Origin of the sequence: Thiomicrospira aerophila AL3, assembly GCF_000227665.2 — a bacterium.
Classification (GTDB): Bacteria; Pseudomonadota; Gammaproteobacteria; order Thiomicrospirales; family Thiomicrospiraceae; genus Thiomicrospira; species Thiomicrospira aerophila.
This window is the reverse complement of sequence record NZ_CP007030.1, coordinates 2,056,141-2,073,583: the sequence shown is the minus strand read 5'-3', so window position 1 is coordinate 2,073,583 and position 17,443 is coordinate 2,056,141. Positions and strand designations below refer to the sequence as shown.

The following is a 17,443-nucleotide window of genomic DNA, read 5'->3' as shown; positions in this document are numbered from 1 at the left end:
TGATTATATTAAACTCAAATGACCCACGCTGTGTCTGCTTTTCTACGCTTTACATCCAAAACTTGGGTCTAGCCCCCTTTGTGATAAAATAACGGCTTTAATCGAATACTAGCTTGATGCTATGAGTGAGTGGGCAAATGGATAAGGCAATGACGCACTTTGATGTGATTGTAGTGGGCGGCGGTCATGCAGGTACCGAAGCAGCTTTGGCGGCGGCGCGCATGGGGGTCAAAACACTGTTGCTTACTCATAATATTGATACGCTTGGGGCCATGTCCTGTAACCCTGCCATCGGCGGCATAGGTAAAGGCCATTTGGTTAAAGAAATTGATGCACTGGGTGGTGCGATGGCTTTGGCGATCGATGAAGGCGGTATTCAGTTTCGGACGCTCAACTCGTCGAAAGGGCCTGCCGTGCGTGCTACGAGAGCGCAAGCGGACCGGCTACTCTACAAGCAGGCTATCTTGTCACGTTTGCAGCAGCAACCTAACCTGACCTTGTTTCAACAACCAGTCGAGGATCTATTGCTCGAAGGTGAGCAGGTTGTTGGCGTGGTTACTAAAATGAATCTTAACTTCTATGCGCGACAAGTGGTGCTTACAGCGGGTACGTTTTTAGCGGGTCGAATCCATATAGGCTTGCAAAACTATGAAGGTGGTCGCGCCGGTGATGCACCGGCGAATCGCCTTGCCGCTAAGTTACGAGAGCTCAGTTTGCCGGTCGGTCGTTTAAAAACCGGCACGCCGCCGCGTATTGATGCCAGAACGGTGGACTTTAGCCAGTTGCAAGTCCAGGCGGGCGATGACCCTGCGCCGGTGTTTTCTTATTTGGGTTCGCGCGCGATGCATCCCAAACAAATTCCTTGCTACATTACTCATACCAACGAACACACGCATGACGTGATACGCGGTTCGCTCGATCAGTCACCGATGTATGCTGGCGTGATTGAAGGGGTGGGGCCACGCTATTGTCCGTCTATTGAAGATAAGGTGATGCGCTTTGCCGATAAAACATCGCATCAGGTGTTTATTGAGCCAGAAGGCTTATCCACAACAGAGTTATATCCTAATGGCATCTCAACTAGTTTGCCTTTTGAAACCCAGGTGAAGATTGTGCGTTCAATGGTTGGACTTGAGAATGCGTTGATTATGCGTCCTGGCTATGCCATTGAGTATGATTATTTTGATCCCCGTGGTCTAAAGCCTACTCTCGAAACCCAAGCGATTAAGGGGTTGTTTTTTGCCGGTCAAATTAACGGCACCACCGGTTATGAAGAGGCTGGCGCGCAGGGCTTACTAGCAGGCCTGAATGCCGGCTTAGCGGCACAAGATAAGGCGTTATGGTATCCACGGCGCGATCAAGCCTATCTAGGGGTGTTGGTTGATGACCTGATTACGCTGGGAACGCAAGAACCCTATCGTATGTTTACTTCGCGCGCGGAATACCGTCTATTGTTGCGCGAAGACAATGCCGACCAGCGCTTAACCGAAATAGGCCGGGCATTTGGTTTAGTCGATGATGTTCGTTGGGCGGCCTATGAGCAAAAACTCAATGCGTTAGAGCTTGAAACTCAGCGTTTAAAAGAGGTGTGGATTCACCCTGCCCATCCAGAAGCGAAACAAGCCGAAGCCTTGATGAATTTACCGCTGAGCAAAGAACACACGCTGTTTGATTTATTGCGTCGCCCTGGGGTGACCTATCAAGCCCTAGCTGAACTCAGTGTGTTTGGTGATCAAGTGGTGGCGTCTGATGTCGTTGAACAAATTGAAATTGAAGCCAAGTATGCCGGTTATATTGAACGCCAATTGCAAGAAATTGAAAAAACCAGCCGTGAGCAGAATACGCCTATTCCTGAGGACTTGGATTTAGAACGAATTTCGGGTTTATCGAATGAGGTTAAACAAAAACTGCGTCAGCATAAACCCGCGACTATTGGTATGGCGTCACGTATTTCCGGCATCACGCCGGCGGCGATTTCACTGTTACTGATTTTTATGAAAAAGCACCGCGCTGAGGTGGCTGCTAAACAGGCTGGGTTGGCGGCAATTGAATGAGTGCTGAACAACGCTTAACCCAAGCCGCCGCGCAGTTGCAATTAGCGCTAACGCCTAAGATGCATCGCCAGCTATTGGATTATGTGCAATTGATGGATAAGTGGAATCGCGTTTATAATCTGAGCGCTATTCGTGATCCTGATGAGATGCTGGTAAAACATGTGTTTGATAGTTTAGCTGTCGCACCGGTTTTACGGGCCGAAGGTATCAGGGATTTGCTGGATGTCGGCACGGGTGCGGGCTTACCCGGCATTCCTTTAGCCATTGTTATGCCTGATTTGCCGATTCGTCTCTTAGACAGTAACCATAAAAAAACCCGTTTTTTAGTGCAAGCAAAAGGGCAGCTGGGATTGGATAATGTCACCGTGTGCCATGAGCGAATTGAGGAGCATGAACACCAGTATCACGCCATTATTTCGAGAGCCTTTACTGCTTTAGGTAACTTTGCCAGCCTAACTCAAGGCTTGTTAGCACCAGATGGCCATTTATGGTCGATGAAGTCGCAAGCCTTACAAGATGAATTGCAAGAGGTGCCGGCAGGTTATGTTCACCAGGCCTGGTCATTAGCGGTACCTGAATTAGACGCCGCGCGTTATCTCGTTCGATTAACCAAGCAGGAAGCACATTAATGGCAAGAGTTATCGCAGTAGTTAATCAAAAAGGCGGGGTGGGTAAAACCACTACCAGCGTTAATTTAGCCGCAGGCCTAGCAAAGCTTAAAAAACGTGTGCTGATGATCGATTTAGATCCGCAAGGCAATGCCACGGTTGCATTGGGTTTTGAGCGCGGCGATTTGGCTTATAGCGCCTACGATTTATTAGTCGGGGGTGTCAGTTGTCATCAAGTGCGTCTGCGAGCCGAACAAGCAGGCCTGGATGTCATTCCGGCGCAAGGCGATTTAACCGCAGCCGAAATTGAACTGCTTAACCAAGATCAGGGAGCGCTGGCATTAAAGCAGGCTATCGCCAGCTGTGTGGATGAGTATGATGTGGTGTTAATTGATTGTCCACCGAGTTTGAATATGTTGACCCTGAGTGGATTGGCTGCGGCGGATGGCTTATTGGTGCCAGTGCAATGCGAGTATTTTGCGCTTGAAGGTTTGAGTGCACTGATGAATACCGTCAGTAAAGTGCAGGCAGATTTAAATCCGAGTTTGGCGATTGATGGTTTATTGCGCACTATGCACGATAGACGTAATAATTTAGCCAATGATGTATCAAATCAACTGGTTGCGCATTTTGGTTTAAAAGTCCTGCAAACGATCATTCCGCGTAATATCCGTTTAGCAGAAGCGCCTAGTTATGGGGAATCCATATTAGACTATGATGCGAATTCAACCGGTGCGATGGCCTATTTAGCGCTGGCTAATGAATTAGCACGCAAACTCAAGTTTTAAAGGAATAAGTTGATGGCGGCAAAACGGCATTCAGGATTGGGTAAGGGGCTCGATGTATTGATGGCAACTAAGCCCACAAGCCTAAATCGATCAAAAGATTGGGATATGGCGATGCTGGATGTGACCTCAATACAAGTAGGGCGTTATCAACCTCGGCAACATTTTGATCAAGACGCGCTAGAGGAGTTAGCCGATTCGATTAAAGCACAAGGTTTGGTTCAGCCGGTGATTGTGCGTTTAGTCGCCGAGCAGCAATATGAGCTGATTGCGGGAGAGCGTCGTTGGCGCGCTGCGCAGTTAGCCGGCTTAAGTCAGGTTCCAGCAGTGATTCGTGAACTTGAAGATCAGCAAGCACTGGCCATGGCGCTGATTGAAAATATTCAGCGGAAAGATTTAAATCCGCTAGAAGAAGCCCAAGCGCTGGCACGATTATTAACCGAATTTGAACTAACGCATCAAGAAGTGGCCGAGGCCGTCGGGCGCTCACGCAGTGCCGTAACGAATTTACTGCGTTTGCTGAAGCTGCCAGAATTGTTGCAGGACTGGTTGCAAGATGGGCTGTTAAGTATGGGCCATGTGCGTGCCCTGCTAACCTTGGAGGGGTCTGATCAGGTGCAATTAGCACAGCAGGCTATTGATGAAGGCTGGTCGGTGCGTCAAATTGAACAGGCTATTCAACAGCGTGACACGGTCGGCGTTGAAGTTACAGTACAAGACTCGCCTGTTCGAACTATTGATCCGAATATTAGCGCGTTAGAACAACAGCTTGCCGAGCAGTTAGGTGCAAAGGTTAAAATCAAGCATCATGCGAGCGGACGCGGCAAAATGGAAATCATCTATAGCGATCTTGAAGAGCTGCAGCATTTATTGGGTCGAATAAAATAAATTTTTAAACTAATTGTTTGAGTTTAAGGCACAAAACCTAGTGGCCTAATTAACTAAAAACGCAGAATCTAGCAAGTTGACTAAAATAGGCTTAGATTGAGTTGCTATTGAGATAACGAAATACTAGCAATTAAATCTTGAAAGGTTTAATATGTGCAGGCTTTGCCAATAACCAGTGAAAATAAAGTGCATGAATGATCAAGAGCAAAACGCGGTATCGAATAGCGCACAAGTAAACAAAGACAAGCCGAAGCAAGGTTTCAATTTTTTGATGATTGGCTCAGGCCAAATGTTTACCGCCATGATTATTTCTGGTTTTATTGTTGGCTACTTTATTGATTACCTGCTAAGCACTACGCCAATCTTTATGCTTATTTGTGGGGTGCTTGGGATGATCGGTGGAGCACGAAAAGTGCAACACATGGTTAACAGAATGGACAAACAATCCACCAAAGATGTTAACAATGGCTAAGGGTTCACAAAGAAGCCTGTTAATACAACTAGGTATTGGGGTTGTTGTCGTATTGATTTTCGCGTTTTGGGGTCAAGCGGGCTCAGCAATTTATGGCATGTTGATTGGGTTAGCAAACGTATTAATGCTAACTACGACGTTTAGAATTGCCAATCAGCGCTCAGAGACTGATCCCAAAACCGGCATGTTAGTTTTATATATGAGTGCAGTGATACGGTTTGTGCTGTTAGCTGCGTTATTTATTATTGGGCTGGCGCTCTTCAAGTTCGAGGCTTTACCTGTTGTCATTACATTTATTGCGATGACAGTAGGTCAAATTTTCAATCTTGCGGGTAAGCGTCGTTTGACTGACTAAGGAGAAGACTCTTGAGTGCTGAAAAACCGAGCAGTGTTGAGTATATACAACACCACTTGCAAAACAACTATGTCGGAAGTGGATTTTGGACCTTCCATTTAGATACCATTATAGTGAGTGCCATGTTGGGCATGCTTATTATCGGGGTGGCGGCCTATGTTGGTCGTCGTCTTGAAACAGGTGTTCCAGGTGGATTACAAAACTTTATTGAATCTATTCTAGATTTTGTTGATAAAACGGTGAGAGAGTCATTCCCCTATCGTAATCCATTAATTGTTCCATTGGCACTGACCATTTTCTTGTGGGTTTGGTTAATGAACTTTATGGACCTGATCCCAATCGATCTATTCCCATATTTATTCCAAATTGTGACAGGTAATCCAGACGCCTATCTTAAAATTGTACCTACCACTGACCTAAATACGACCTTAGCGTTAGCGCTAGTAGTGTTCGCATTGGTAATTTACTACAACGTTAAATTTAAAGGCTTTGTGGGCTACATGAAGGTATTCTTGTTCCACCCATTTGGTAAGTTCTTAATTCCTGTAAACATCGTGATGACATTCATTGAAGAAATTGCTAAGCCTATCTCATTGGCACTGCGTTTGTTCGGTAACATTTTCGCGGGTGAACTCGTATTTATGTTGATCGCCTTGATTGGTGGCACGATGGCCGTCGGTGCAGCCGCACTTTTCTGGGCGCCGTTGCAAGCCATTCTTGATTTAGGCTGGGCGATCTTCCATATCTTAATTATTACCTTGCAAGCATTCATCTTCATGGTATTAACGATTGTTTATCTCTCTATGGCGCATGACGAAGCGCACTAAGAGCGATAGGTAAAGAAGTCGGGGTCTATGACCCCTCAGGGTTTAAGCGCACCTACCTTTTGGTAAAAAGCTTTTTTAACTTTAACTGTAAAAAACTTAGGAGAAAGTCAATGGAAGTAACAGCAATGATGATTGCCGACATTTACGCCGCCACTGCAATTGGTGTTGGGGTTATTTTGGCAGCAGCAGGTCTGGGTTCAGCAATCGGTTGGGGTCTAATCTGTTCTAAAACTCTAGAAGGTATTGCACGTCAACCAGAAATGCGTCCAGCATTAATGACTAACATGTTCATCTTCGCTGGTTTGATGGAATCTTTCCCGTTCATCATCCTAGCCTTCGCGATGTGGTTCTTGTTCGCTAACCCATTCGTTGGTGCAATGCAAGCAGCTATCGGTGCTTAATTAGCTCCGAGCTTAATTGTAACTATTATCAACGAATGACGAGGTAACCACTGTGAATATTAATGCAACCGTAATCATTCAAATCATTTCCTTCGTGTTATTGATTTGGTTTGTGAATAAGGTGCTGTGGGGGCCAATGTCTAAGCTACTAGAAGATCGTCAAAAGCGTATTGCTGACGGTCTTTCAGCGGCAGAAAAAGGCAAGCATGAGCTTGAACTAGCTGAAAAGCGCGCTAAAGAAGTGCTAAAAGACGCTAAGTTACAAGCTCAAAATGTGTTGAGCCAAGCTGAAAAACGCAGTACCGAAATCGTCGAAGACGCTAAGGTTAAAGCAGCAGAAGAAGCTGAACGCATTAAAGCGGCCGCCCAAGCCGATATTGAGCAAGAAATTAGTCGTGCCAGAGAGCAACTACGTAAAGAAGTTGCAGCCTTAGTAGTTTCAGGTGCAGAGAAAATCTTGCACAAGGAAGTCGATGCAAAAGCTCATAACGAGATGCTTGACGCCCTAGTAAAACAGATCTAAGGGATATTTGATATGGCAGAATTAATCACCATCGCTCGTCCCTATGCAGAAGCTGCGTTTAGTTATGCTAAAGAGCAGAATGCATTGCAAAGCTGGTCTGATGTGTTAGCTGATTTAGCCGCTATTACAAAAAACGATGATATGGCCAAATTTTTGGCCAATCCTGCACATTCAAAAGAGCAAAAACTTGATGTGTTTTTAGGTCTTTTGGGTGCAGCCAGTGCTACCGATGCAGTTAAGAACTTTCTTAATGTCTTAGCTGAGCAGGGTCGCTTAAATACACTTTCATTTGTTTCAAAGCTTTTTGAAGAATTAAAAGCTTCTGAAGAAAAACGTATCAAAGCGTCTATTGCTTCTGCAATGGAATTATCCGACGAACAAAAAAGCAAATTAAGTGCTGCTCTAAATTCTAAATTTGGCGCTGAAGTTGATGTGGAATATTCCACTGACAGTGCATTAATTGCCGGCGTACGAATTAAAGTGGGTGACTGGGTGGTTGAAAACACCGCAGTTACACAGATCCAGAAACTTGGCGCAGCAATCGCCCATTAATTGAGAGGAAGACACATGCAATTGAATCCCTCTGAAATCAGTGACTTAATTAAAGACCGCATCGCTGGTTTTAAAGTGACTGCAGAGTCTGGCAGTGAAGGCACAGTCGTCAGTATCGCTGACGGTATTGCGCTTATTCATGGCGTGTCAGATGTAATGTATGGTGAGATGGTTCAGTTTGATGAACAAACCTTTGGTATGGCACTTAACCTTGAGCGTGACTCAGTAGGTGTTGTTATCCTGGGTGAATATGAACACATCTCAGAAGGTGACAAGGTAACCTGTACAGGCCGTATCCTTGAAGTACCAGTTGGTCCAGAAATGCTTGGTCGTGTTGTTGACGGCTTAGGTCGTCCTATCGATGGCAAAGGTCCAATTAACACAAAACTAACTTCACCTATTGAGCGTATCGCTCCTGGTGTAATCGATCGTAAATCCGTTGATCAACCTATGATGACCGGTATCAAGTCAATTGACTCTATGATCCCAGTTGGTCGTGGTCAGCGTGAGTTAATCATCGGTGACCGTCAGACAGGTAAAACCGCTATCGCAATCGATGCGGTAATCAGCCAAAAAGACACGGGCATCAAGTGTGTATACGTAGCGATGGGCCAAAAAGCCTCTACTGTAAACAACATTGTTCGTAAGCTTGAACAGTATGGCGCTATGGAAAACACAGTTGTTGTAGCAGCGAATGCGTCTGATCCTGCATCATTGGTATTCTTAGCCGCTTACGCTGGTTGTGCTATGGGTGAATACTTCCGTGACCGTGGTGAAGATGCGTTGATTATCTATGATGATTTGACTAAACAAGCGCAAGCTTACCGTCAGATCTCATTGTTATTACGTCGTCCACCAGGTCGTGAAGCTTTCCCAGGTGACGTTTTCTATCTCCATTCTCGTTTACTTGAGCGTGCAGCTCGTGTTAGTGAAGACTATGTTGAAAAATTCACCAATGGTGAAGTTAAAGGTAAAACCGGTTCATTGACTGCATTACCTATTATCGAAACACAAGCGGGTGACGTTTCTGCATTCGTACCTACCAACGTAATCTCGATTACAGATGGTCAGATCTTCTTGGAAACAGGTCTATTTGCTAAGGGTATCCGTCCTGCTATCAACGCTGGTTTGTCAGTATCGCGCGTAGGTGGTGCAGCTCAAACTAAGGCAATCAAGAAGTTGGGTGGTGGTATTCGTCTTGACTTGGCACAGTATCGTGAACTAGCCGCTTTTGCTCAGTTTGCATCAGATCTTGATGCTGCGACTAAAGCACAGCTTGAGCGTGGTAAGCGTGTAACTGAGTTGATGAAGCAGAAACAGTATTCACCATTAACTATTGCTGAAATGGCAACCTCTCTTTATGCCGCTAACGAAGGTTATTTAGATGATGTAGAAGTTGATAAGATCGGTGCATTTGAAGCTGCTCTTCATTCCTACATTAATTCTGAGTGTGCAGACTTAGTAGCTAAAATCAACGTTAAAGGTGACTGGAACGATGAGATTATTGCTGGTGTTAAAGCAGCGATCGAGTCATTCAAAGCAACCGGCGTTTACTAAGGGGGTTTGACCATGGCAGGCGGTAGTAAAGAAATACGGACGCAAATTGCGTCGGTAAAGAATACCCAAAAAATCACCAAAGCCATGGAAATGGTGGCGGCGTCTAAAATGCGTAAAGCGCAAGCCCGCATGACGGCGACTCGTCCCTATGTTGAGAAGGTAAAACGCGTAATTGAACACGTTTCAAAGGCACATCATGAGTATAAGCATCCTTATACTCTTGAACGTCCTGTGAAGCGTATTGGTTTAATCGTAGTTTCATCTGATCGTGGTCTATGTGGTGGTTTGAATACTAACCTATTCCGTAGAACGTTAAAGAAAGTTCAAGCCTGGCAGCAAGACAATGTTGAAATTGATCTTGCGATCATCGGTAAGAAAGCACAAACCTTTTTCCGTCACTATGGTGGTAATGTTGTTGCTACTAAAGTTGACCTAGGTGACACGCCTCATATTGGTGATTTAGTTGGAACAGTAAAGGTTATGCTTGATCGTTTTGAACAGGGGCAAATTGATGCAGTATTTGTTGCATCAAACCAGTTTGAATCAGCAATGACACAAGTTCCAACATTTCAACAACTGATTCCTTTGCAAAACAATGCGGCAAGAGATGCAGGTGAACCAGCTTACTGGGATTACCTTTACGAGCCAGATGCAAAGGAAGCATTAGACACGCTTATGGTGCGTTACATCGAAAGTACTGTCTATGGTGCGGTTGTTGAAAATGTGGCCTGTGAACAGTCTGCGCGCATGGTTGCCATGAAGAGCGCATCTGATAACGCAGGTAAAATGATTAAAGAATTGCAACTTGCATACAACAAGGCCCGTCAGGCTGCGATTACGCAAGAGCTATCTGAAATTGTTGCGGGTGCCTCTGCGGTTTAAGTTCGTATTACGAAAAAAAGGTTTAATTATCATGAGTGGAAAAATAGTACAAATTATCGGCCCGGTCATCGACGTCGAGTTTAGTGGTGCTGCGTTACCTAAAGTTCATGATGCGCTAATTGTTGACGACAAGGGTTTAACTCTTGAAGTCCAGCAGCAAATCGGTGATGGCGTAGTACGTGCTATCGCGATGGGTTCATCAGACGGTCTAAAACGTGGTATGAAAGTAACGGGTACTGGTTCGGCAATTACCGTTCCAGTTGGTAAAGCAACCCTAGGTCGTATTTTCGACGTATTAGGTAATGCTATCGACAACGCTGGTGCAGTTGAAACTGCAGATCGTGCACCAATTCACCGTAAAGCACCTAAGTTTGAAGAGCTTGCAGCGTCGCAAGAACTTTTAGAAACGGGTGTTAAGGTTATCGACCTAATTTGTCCATTCGCTAAGGGTGGTAAAGTTGGTTTATTTGGTGGTGCAGGTGTAGGTAAAACCGTTAACATGATGGAATTAATTCGTAACATCGCAATCGAGCACTCAGGTTACTCAGTATTTGCTGGTGTAGGTGAGCGTACTCGTGAAGGTAACGACTTCTATCATGAAATGAACGAAGGTGGCGTACTTGATAAGGTTGCCCTTGTTTATGGACAGATGAATGAGCCACCAGGTAACCGTTTACGTGTTGCCTTGACTGGTCTCACTATGGCTGAATTCTTCCGGGATGAAGGCCGTGACGTATTGTTCTTCGTTGATAACATCTATCGTTACACGCTAGCGGGTACTGAAGTATCGGCTTTGTTAGGTCGTATGCCTTCTGCGGTAGGTTATCAGCCAACTTTGGCTGAAGAAATGGGTCAGGTTCAAGAGCGTATTACCTCTACTAAAACCGGATCTATTACCTCTATCCAGGCAGTATATGTTCCTGCTGACGACTTAACTGATCCGTCACCAGCTACAACGTTTGCTCACTTGGATGCAACGGTAGTACTTAACCGTTCGATCGCTGAAACAGGTATTTATCCTGCTATCGACCCATTGGATTCGACTTCACGTCAATTAGATCCGTTGGTCGTTGGTGAAGAGCATTACAATGTTGCTAACGGTGTTCAGCAGACGCTGCAGCGTTATAAGGAATTGAAAGACATCATTGCTATTTTGGGTATGGATGAACTTTCAGAAGAAGACCGTGCGCTTGTAGCGCGTGCTCGTAAGATGCAGCGTTTCTTCTCACAGCCTTATTTCGTAGCGAAAGTGTTTACGGGTGAAGATGGTCGTTATGTTCCTCTTGCTGAAACCATTCGCGGCTTTAAGATGATTCTAAGTGGCGAAATGGATGATGTGCCAGAGCAGGCATTTATGTTCTGTGGTACCATCGATGAAGTACTTGAGAAAGCTCAGAAATATAAGGGGTAATGTGTCATGGCAGTCTCTATGCAAGTAGATATCGTTAGTGCGGAAGGTGAGATTTTCTCTGGAAAAGCTGACATGCTTTTCGCACAGGCTGCCAACGGAGAGGTAGGTATCCTGCCTTTCCATACCCAGTTTTTGAGTCAGCTAAAGCCTGGCGAAGTTATCGTTCGAAGTGGCGATGAACAAGATTGTTTCTTTATTAACAGTGGAACAATTGAGGTTCAACCGCATGTTGTAACAGTTTTGGCTGATACCTGTATTCGATCTCGTGATTTAGATGAAGCGAAAGCTTTAGAAGCTAAACAGCGTGCTGAGGATGCAATGGAGAACGCTAAATCTGATATTGACATTGCGCGTGCTCAGGTTGAACTAGCTGAAGCCGTTGCTCAAATTCAAACACTTGCGAAACTTCGTGAGCGTTTGCAAAAAACTGGGATGGCCTAAAGCTGTTTCGCAAAAACGATAAGAAAGCGCCTTAGGGCGCTTTTTTTATATAAATTTTTTTGGTCTATTTATTAATCGCATTTGATGCCTTAGTCTAGTGCGATTAATAAATAGTCTTGGAGATAGGTTATGTCGTTAAAAGTTGTTATTTTGGCTGCGGGTAAAGGCACACGTATGCGTTCATCATTGCCGAAGGTTTTACAGCCTCTCGCGGGCAAACCCTTATTACAGCATGTTATTGAACGGGCAAAAAATCTTGCAGCCAATCAAATTCTTACAGTTGTAGGTCATCAGTCTCATTTAGTCGAAGAGGTGATGTCGGATCAAGGGGTGGATTTTGTTCTCCAAGCCGAGCAATTAGGTACGGGTCATGCCGTGCAACAAGTCATCCCCTATATCCAAGACGACGATACGCTTTTAGTGCTTTATGGCGATGTGCCGCTTACTACTAGCGCAACGCTAAAGGATTTGCTTTCTTTGATTGACCATCAGCATCCGCTCGCTTTATTAACCTTGAATCTTACCAATCCTACCGGCTACGGTCGCATACTACGTGATCAGCATCACCAGGTAACGGCGATTGTCGAGCAAAAAGATGCTTCCCCCGCTCAATTACAGGTGACCGAGGTGAATACGGGTATTTTGGCTGCGAATGGCGCTAAAATAAAGCATTGGTTAACTCAGTTGCAATCCAATAACGCGCAGGGTGAGTATTATTTGACCGATATTATTGCTTTAGCTGTAGCAGATGGGTTTGCGGTTCAAACGACACAACCTCTGATGGAAATGGAAGTGCTTGGTGTTAACGATAAAATTCAATTAGCTAACCTAGAACGACAGTATCAATATTCCTTAGCGAAGGAGTTGATGTTACAGGGCGCAACGCTGATTGATCCATCACGTATTGATATTCGTGGTCAGGTTCGTATCGGTCAAGACGTTGAGATTGATGCCAATGTTGTCTTTGAGGGTAACGTGCACTTAGGCCATCGCGTTAGGATAGGTGCAAATTGTATTCTTAAAGATGTCAATCTAGGTGACGATACAATTATTCATCCATTTAGTCATCTAGATGGTGTGACACTTGGCAAGCATGTCAGTGTCGGTCCCTATGCACGTCTAAGACCCGGAACTGAGTTGGCTGATGAGGTTCGCATTGGCAATTTTGTTGAAACCAAGCAAGCCCGCATTGCACGGGGTTCAAAAGTAAATCATTTGAGCTATATTGGTGATACGGTAATGGGTGAGGAATGTAATATCGGTGCCGGCACCATTACCTGTAACTATGATGGCGCAAATAAACACCAAACCCTTATTGGTGACCGGGTATTTGTAGGGTCGGATACTCAGTTGGTCGCCCCCGTCACCATCGGTGATGATGCTACCATTGGGGCGGGTTCAACGATTACTAAACCAGTGGTTGCGTCGGAGCTAACACTAAGTCGTAGCAAGCAGGTAACAATCAAAGGTTGGCAAAAACCAACTAAGAAAGCAAAATCCTAATCGCAGAACCCAAAAATGGAGGTGCTATGACACAAGCAGACTATGACCAATTGAACCATTGGTTACCGAGCCAAGGTTGGGAGCGCATTGAGTTTGATGGTGGGCAAAGCCACTTAATGGGTTGGACAGTTCGGTCGGTTTGGGTTCGTGATAAGGCAAAAATTACCCTGCATCATAGTGAGCGTTACAATGAAGTCACGTTTGAAGCGGAAGCCAATCCCCTGGGATTAGTTTGGTTGCGAGAACAAGGCTGGGGGCATATTTTTGAGTATTAGTTTGTTGCATACCAAGATAGGGCCCTATATTCAATTAATGCGCCTAGACAAGCCCGTTGGGATTTATCTAGTGTTGTGGCCAGCGTTGTGGGCACTATGGTTGGCAGCAGAGGGTTTACCCCCAGGTCTAGTATTACTGGTTTTTATTTTAGGTGCCATTGTAATGCGTTCTGCCGGTTGTGTTATCAATGATTATGCTGATCGTCATTGGGATGGTGCCGTGGCGCGTACCGCTCAGCGACCGCTGGCAAGGGGTTTAATCACACCTAAGGCGGCATTGATACTCTTTGCAGGCTTGTGTTTAGTCGGATTTGGCCTGGTACTGCAACTTAATACTTTAACTATCCTACTGTCGCTGGGGGCGTTGGTATTAGCCACCTTGTATCCCTTTACCAAACGTTTTACCTACTGGCCGCAGATGTTTTTGGGTGCCGCCTTTGCTTGGGCGGTACCGATGGGGTACGCTGCAGTATTAGGGACCGTTCCTTACCAGGCCTGGTTAGTCTTTGCGATTACCTTGGTCTGGACATTAATTTATGACACCTTTTATGCCATTACTGATCGTGAAGATGATTTAAAAGTTGGGATTAAATCGACCGCTATTTTATTTGGACGTTATGATTTGTTGGTGATTGGCTTGTTGCAAAGTCTCATGCTGCTATTGCTGGTTTGGTTAGGAATCTGGTTGCAGCTGGGTGTAGCATTTTGGTTGAGTTTACTTTTCGTTGCCGGCTTATTTGCGTGGCATTTATGGCAAAGCCGACATCGTGATCCGCAGGCCTGCTTTAAAGCATTCAAGCAAAATCACTGGGTCGGCTTGGTCATTCTAGTCGGGTTAATAATTGATTATTATTAATCCCGCTTAATTCCTTCAACATGCAGGTCTAAATAGACGGTTGATGAGGTTGGGCCTAAATCCATTTTAAAATTAAAATCGGCCATCTTGAATTCTGCGCGTCCTTCAAAGCCGGCACGGTGCCCACCCCAGGGGTCCGTTCCTTCACCTATTTTTTTGGCAACAATTTCAATAGGTTTTGTTACGCCATTTAGGGTGAAATCGCCTTTAATTAGTTTAGTGCCATCCGGCTGATTGGTTACGCTGGTGCTGACAAATTTGGCTTCTGGAAAGCGTTCAACGTTTAAAAAGTCATCACTGCGCAGGTGCTCATCACGCTCACCGTGGTTAGAGTTAACACTGCGGGTATCAATACGCACCTCAACTTTTTCATTGGCTGGATTGGTCTCATCGTGGATGAAATAACCCTCAAATGTATCAAAACGTCCTGTTAACCAGCTAAAACCAAGGTGATTGACCTTGAAATTAATGGCAGCGTGCATGCCTGGAATGTCGATGTCGTAAGTGGTTGGATTGGCAAGCGCCCAAGGACTGACGGCGAAGAGCGCAGTGGCCATAGCCAGTGATTTAAATTTGGTCATAGTAAAACTCCTTTAGCAATCATTTGATATTTCTTAGTAACGCATTCATTCTAACGACCGGCACCAAAAGAAAAAATAGCTGTTTTGACAAAATACTTTTTCTATTTGGAAAATATTTTGTTTAGAAAATAAAAAACCCTGAATGCTATTTAAGCCATTCAGGGTTGGGATGGGCAACTAGTTGAATTAGACGAGCGATTTTAGCGCGTTAAGGGCCGCATCATAGTTAGGCTCTTGAGCAATTTCTGGTACCAGCTCGGTATAGGCAACCCTGCCTTGAGCATCAATAACTATGACTGCCCGCGCGAGCAGGCCTGCTAAGGGACCATCCGTAATGGTTAAACCATAGGCTTCACCAAATTGGCTATTGCGAAAGCTTGATAGCGTTTTAACCTTATCGAGTCCTTCAGCGCCGCAAAAACGTTGCTGTGCAAAAGGCAAGTCGGCAGAAATACACCAAACTTCAGCTTGGCCAACTTGGCTTGCCAAAGCATTAAACTGGCGCACTGAAGCGGCACAGACGCCGGTGTCGATGCTTGGGAAGATATTAAGGAGCAAGGGGGTGCCAGCTGCCATGCAGGTGTCGCTTAAATCGCTTGCTACCAAACAAAAATCAGCTGCGTCGCAGCCCACTTCGGGCAATTCGCCACAGGTATGGATTGGATTGCCTTTTAAGGTGATTTCAGCCATATCTTACTCCTGTTATTTAAGGTGTTAAGTTATTAGTCAGGCCATACACGGCGAGAAGAAAAAATGCGACGTGGTTCTTCTTCTTTTTTGGGCGCTGGCTTGGTCTCAGCTTTTGGCGCTGGTTTGGCCGCGGGTTTTGCTGCAGCGGTATCTTTAGCCTCAGTTGCGGGAGTGATTACTTCTGCTTCTGTTGTAGTTTCAATTTTCGCCTCGGCGGCTTTTGCGGCGGTAGTACGAGCTGATGTTTGACGCGTGCGCGGTGTGCGTTTAGTGACCATGGAGTTCCTCCCATAACTGGTTAATTTCGAATTTAGCTTTGTCATTGTCCATTTCAACCACGCCTTTACCTAGGCCCATGGCATCACGGTAGACTTTACGATCTCTTATTATACTGCTTAACAGCTGAATGTCTTGATAATCGCTGATATAGTCCTGTGCTTCTTCAATTTCACGCACGGACGGATTGGTGGGTGCAAGAGTTAAAATAGCGCTTACTTGCAGGTTAGGATTGTAATCTTTAGACAGTTGAATCACTTCTTGTAGTTGTGGCAATACATCTAAATCAGGCTGCGAAGGACGAAAAGGAATGAGTAATCTATCGACCACGGTTAAACCGGTGCGTAATTCGCGACCATCTTGACCCGCTGAATCAACGATCACATATTCATAGCGTTTTCCAAGGTCTTTCACCGTGTCACGAATATTATCAAAAACTTGGACATGATTGACTCGGGCAAGCCCGGTTTCATTGCGATCGAGTACCCAGTTGGATGAGGTGGCTTGACGATCGGCATCAATGATAATGACATCTTTACCTAGGTTGGCGAGCAGGGCAGCAAGATTGACGCTGACGGTACTTTTACCACAGCCGCCTTTAATGTTGCCGATTTGAATGATCATAAAGACCTCTTAGTAAACAAGATTAATGTGGATTAATTTCAATAGATTAAGTTGATTTTAACCGAAATTCGCTAGGCTAGCGCAATTAATCTTGATGCCAAAACGGCGTGCCCAGGGTTGGGGTGGAGGCGCTGGCGAATTCGCGTTGTGGCATAGTGCCGGCTTCAAAGCCTAAACGTCCGGCTTCCATCGCCTGTTTAAATGCGGTGGCCATTTTCACCGGATCATCGGCAAGGGCGACGGCGGAGTTGAGTAATACGCCATCAAAGCCCATTTCTAATGCTTGCGCCGCGTGAGACGGTTTGCCGATACCGGCATCGACTATCAGGGTGGTATTGGGCAGACGTTGACGAATCAGTTCCATATTGTAGGGGTTCATAATGCCTTTGCCGGAACCAATTGGCGATGCCCAAGGCATCACAATACGACAACCGACATCCACCAATTTTTGGCACAAAACCAGATCATCACTGGCATAAGGAAAGACTTCAAAACCGTCTTCGATTAACGCTTGCGCGGCTTTGACCAGATCAAACGGGTCGGGTTGTAACGTATAGTCATCGCCAATGACTTCGAGCTTAATCCAGTTTGTGCCAAAAATTTCACGCGCCATGTGGGCAGTGGTAATCGCCTCTTTAGCATTACGACAGCCAGCCGTGTTCGGCAGAATATGACAACCCAGTGATTGAATAATTTGCCAAAAGGCTTGTCCACTTTGATCGCCAGGATTTTGGCGACGAATCGACACCGTCACCACTTGGCTACCACTGGCTTGAATTGCTTGGCGCATAATGTCAGGTGACGGATAAAGTGCTGAACCGATCAATAAACGACTGTTGATTTCCTGATCCGCGAGTAACCAGGCCTGGTTGTTGTTCATTT

22 protein-coding genes are annotated in these 17,443 nt (G+C 45.4%); 17 read left to right on the top strand and 5 right to left on the bottom strand.

Annotated features, from left to right (window positions below; all coding sequences use genetic code 11):
* Positions 1 to 137: 137 nt before the first annotated feature.
* From mnmG to ubiA, 17 genes are all read left to right on the top strand, one after another.
* The gene (gene mnmG / locus THIAE_RS10060) at positions 138 to 2,054 is read left to right on the top strand and encodes a tRNA uridine-5-carboxymethylaminomethyl(34) synthesis enzyme MnmG (RefSeq protein WP_006460098.1); all 1,917 of its coding nucleotides are present in this window, start codon (positions 138 to 140) and stop codon (positions 2,052 to 2,054) included.
* Positions 2,051 to 2,683 (top strand): 16S rRNA (guanine(527)-N(7))-methyltransferase RsmG, encoded by a 633-nt coding sequence (rsmG, locus tag THIAE_RS10055; protein WP_006460099.1) that lies wholly within the window; start codon positions 2,051 to 2,053, stop codon positions 2,681 to 2,683. Before mnmG ends, rsmG begins: the two co-directional genes overlap by 4 nt.
* Entirely contained in the window at positions 2,683 to 3,450 is a 768-nt protein-coding gene (locus tag THIAE_RS10050) for a ParA family protein (protein WP_006460100.1), read from the top strand. Before rsmG ends, THIAE_RS10050 begins: the two co-directional genes overlap by 1 nt.
* 12 nt (positions 3,451 to 3,462) lie before the next feature.
* Positions 3,463 to 4,335, top strand: a complete 873-nt coding sequence (locus tag THIAE_RS10045; protein WP_006460101.1) for a ParB/RepB/Spo0J family partition protein — start codon at positions 3,463 to 3,465, stop codon at positions 4,333 to 4,335.
* Positions 4,336 to 4,525: 190 nt separating this feature from the next.
* On the top strand, positions 4,526 to 4,807 hold the full coding sequence (locus THIAE_RS10040) for an AtpZ/AtpI family protein (RefSeq protein ID WP_006460102.1): 282 nt from the start codon (positions 4,526 to 4,528) through the stop codon (positions 4,805 to 4,807).
* Positions 4,800 to 5,162, top strand: coding sequence for an ATP synthase subunit I (locus THIAE_RS10035; protein WP_006460103.1), 363 nt, complete (start codon positions 4,800 to 4,802; stop codon positions 5,160 to 5,162). Before THIAE_RS10040 ends, THIAE_RS10035 begins: the two co-directional genes overlap by 8 nt.
* Positions 5,163 to 5,173: 11 nt before the next feature.
* Positions 5,174 to 5,989 (top strand): F0F1 ATP synthase subunit A, encoded by an 816-nt coding sequence (gene atpB / locus THIAE_RS10030; protein WP_006460104.1) that lies wholly within the window; start codon positions 5,174 to 5,176, stop codon positions 5,987 to 5,989.
* Between the two features lie 110 nt (positions 5,990 to 6,099).
* Positions 6,100 to 6,390: a F0F1 ATP synthase subunit C gene (gene atpE / locus THIAE_RS10025; RefSeq protein WP_006460105.1), complete on the top strand. Its 291-nt coding sequence runs from the start codon at positions 6,100 to 6,102 to the stop codon at positions 6,388 to 6,390.
* Between the two features lie 52 nt (positions 6,391 to 6,442).
* Positions 6,443 to 6,913, top strand: a complete 471-nt coding sequence (locus THIAE_RS10020; protein ID WP_006460106.1) for a F0F1 ATP synthase subunit B — start codon at positions 6,443 to 6,445, stop codon at positions 6,911 to 6,913.
* 12 nt (positions 6,914 to 6,925) lie between these two features.
* Entirely contained in the window at positions 6,926 to 7,465 is a 540-nt protein-coding gene (locus THIAE_RS10015; protein ID WP_006460107.1) for a F0F1 ATP synthase subunit delta, read from the top strand.
* Between the two features lie 15 nt (positions 7,466 to 7,480).
* On the top strand, positions 7,481 to 9,022 hold the full coding sequence (atpA, locus tag THIAE_RS10010; protein ID WP_006460108.1) for a F0F1 ATP synthase subunit alpha: 1,542 nt from the start codon (positions 7,481 to 7,483) through the stop codon (positions 9,020 to 9,022).
* Positions 9,023 to 9,034: 12 nt separating this feature from the next.
* Positions 9,035 to 9,904: a F0F1 ATP synthase subunit gamma gene (gene atpG, locus THIAE_RS10005; protein ID WP_006460109.1), complete on the top strand. Its 870-nt coding sequence runs from the start codon at positions 9,035 to 9,037 to the stop codon at positions 9,902 to 9,904.
* Positions 9,905 to 9,932: 28 nt separating this feature from the next.
* Positions 9,933 to 11,315 carry a F0F1 ATP synthase subunit beta gene (gene atpD / locus THIAE_RS10000; RefSeq protein ID WP_025299409.1) on the top strand — a complete coding sequence of 461 codons (1,383 nt, stop codon included), beginning with the start codon at positions 9,933 to 9,935 and terminating at the stop codon, positions 11,313 to 11,315.
* Between the two features lie 6 nt (positions 11,316 to 11,321).
* A complete protein-coding gene (locus tag THIAE_RS09995; protein WP_006460111.1) occupies positions 11,322 to 11,756 on the top strand; it encodes a F0F1 ATP synthase subunit epsilon in 435 nt (144 codons plus the stop codon).
* A 129-nt stretch (positions 11,757 to 11,885) separates the two neighbouring features.
* Positions 11,886 to 13,259: a bifunctional UDP-N-acetylglucosamine diphosphorylase/glucosamine-1-phosphate N-acetyltransferase GlmU gene (gene glmU, locus THIAE_RS09990; protein WP_006460112.1), complete on the top strand. Its 1,374-nt coding sequence runs from the start codon at positions 11,886 to 11,888 to the stop codon at positions 13,257 to 13,259.
* A gap of 26 nt (positions 13,260 to 13,285) precedes the next feature.
* The gene (locus tag THIAE_RS09985) at positions 13,286 to 13,534 is read left to right on the top strand and encodes a hypothetical protein (RefSeq protein ID WP_006460113.1); all 249 of its coding nucleotides are present in this window, start codon (positions 13,286 to 13,288) and stop codon (positions 13,532 to 13,534) included.
* Positions 13,530 to 14,390 carry a 4-hydroxybenzoate octaprenyltransferase gene (gene ubiA, locus THIAE_RS09980; protein WP_239232461.1) on the top strand — a complete coding sequence of 287 codons (861 nt, stop codon included), beginning with the start codon at positions 13,530 to 13,532 and terminating at the stop codon, positions 14,388 to 14,390. Before THIAE_RS09985 ends, ubiA begins: the two co-directional genes overlap by 5 nt.
* On the opposite strand, the gene THIAE_RS09975 is transcribed toward ubiA, so the two are convergent.
* The 5 genes from THIAE_RS09975 to THIAE_RS09955 form a co-directional block, all read right to left on the bottom strand.
* Positions 14,387 to 14,971 carry a YceI family protein gene (locus THIAE_RS09975; RefSeq protein ID WP_006460115.1) on the bottom strand — a complete coding sequence of 195 codons (585 nt, stop codon included), beginning with the start codon at positions 14,969 to 14,971 and terminating at the stop codon, positions 14,387 to 14,389. The two genes, ubiA and THIAE_RS09975, sit on opposite strands and share 4 nt — an antisense overlap.
* A 186-nt stretch (positions 14,972 to 15,157) precedes the next feature.
* Positions 15,158 to 15,661, bottom strand: coding sequence for a thiol peroxidase (tpx, locus tag THIAE_RS09970; protein ID WP_006460116.1), 504 nt, complete (start codon positions 15,659 to 15,661; stop codon positions 15,158 to 15,160).
* 32 nt (positions 15,662 to 15,693) lie between these two features.
* Entirely contained in the window at positions 15,694 to 15,939 is a 246-nt protein-coding gene (locus THIAE_RS09965; protein WP_006460117.1) for a hypothetical protein, read from the bottom strand.
* Positions 15,929 to 16,561 (bottom strand): AAA family ATPase, encoded by a 633-nt coding sequence (locus tag THIAE_RS09960; protein WP_006460118.1) that lies wholly within the window; start codon positions 16,559 to 16,561, stop codon positions 15,929 to 15,931. The genes THIAE_RS09965 and THIAE_RS09960 overlap by 11 nt, the downstream gene beginning before the upstream one ends.
* Positions 16,562 to 16,646: 85 nt before the next feature.
* Entirely contained in the window at positions 16,647 to 17,441 is a 795-nt protein-coding gene (locus THIAE_RS09955) for a thiazole synthase (RefSeq protein WP_006460119.1), read from the bottom strand.
* Between the last annotated feature and the right edge of the window lie 2 nt (positions 17,442 to 17,443).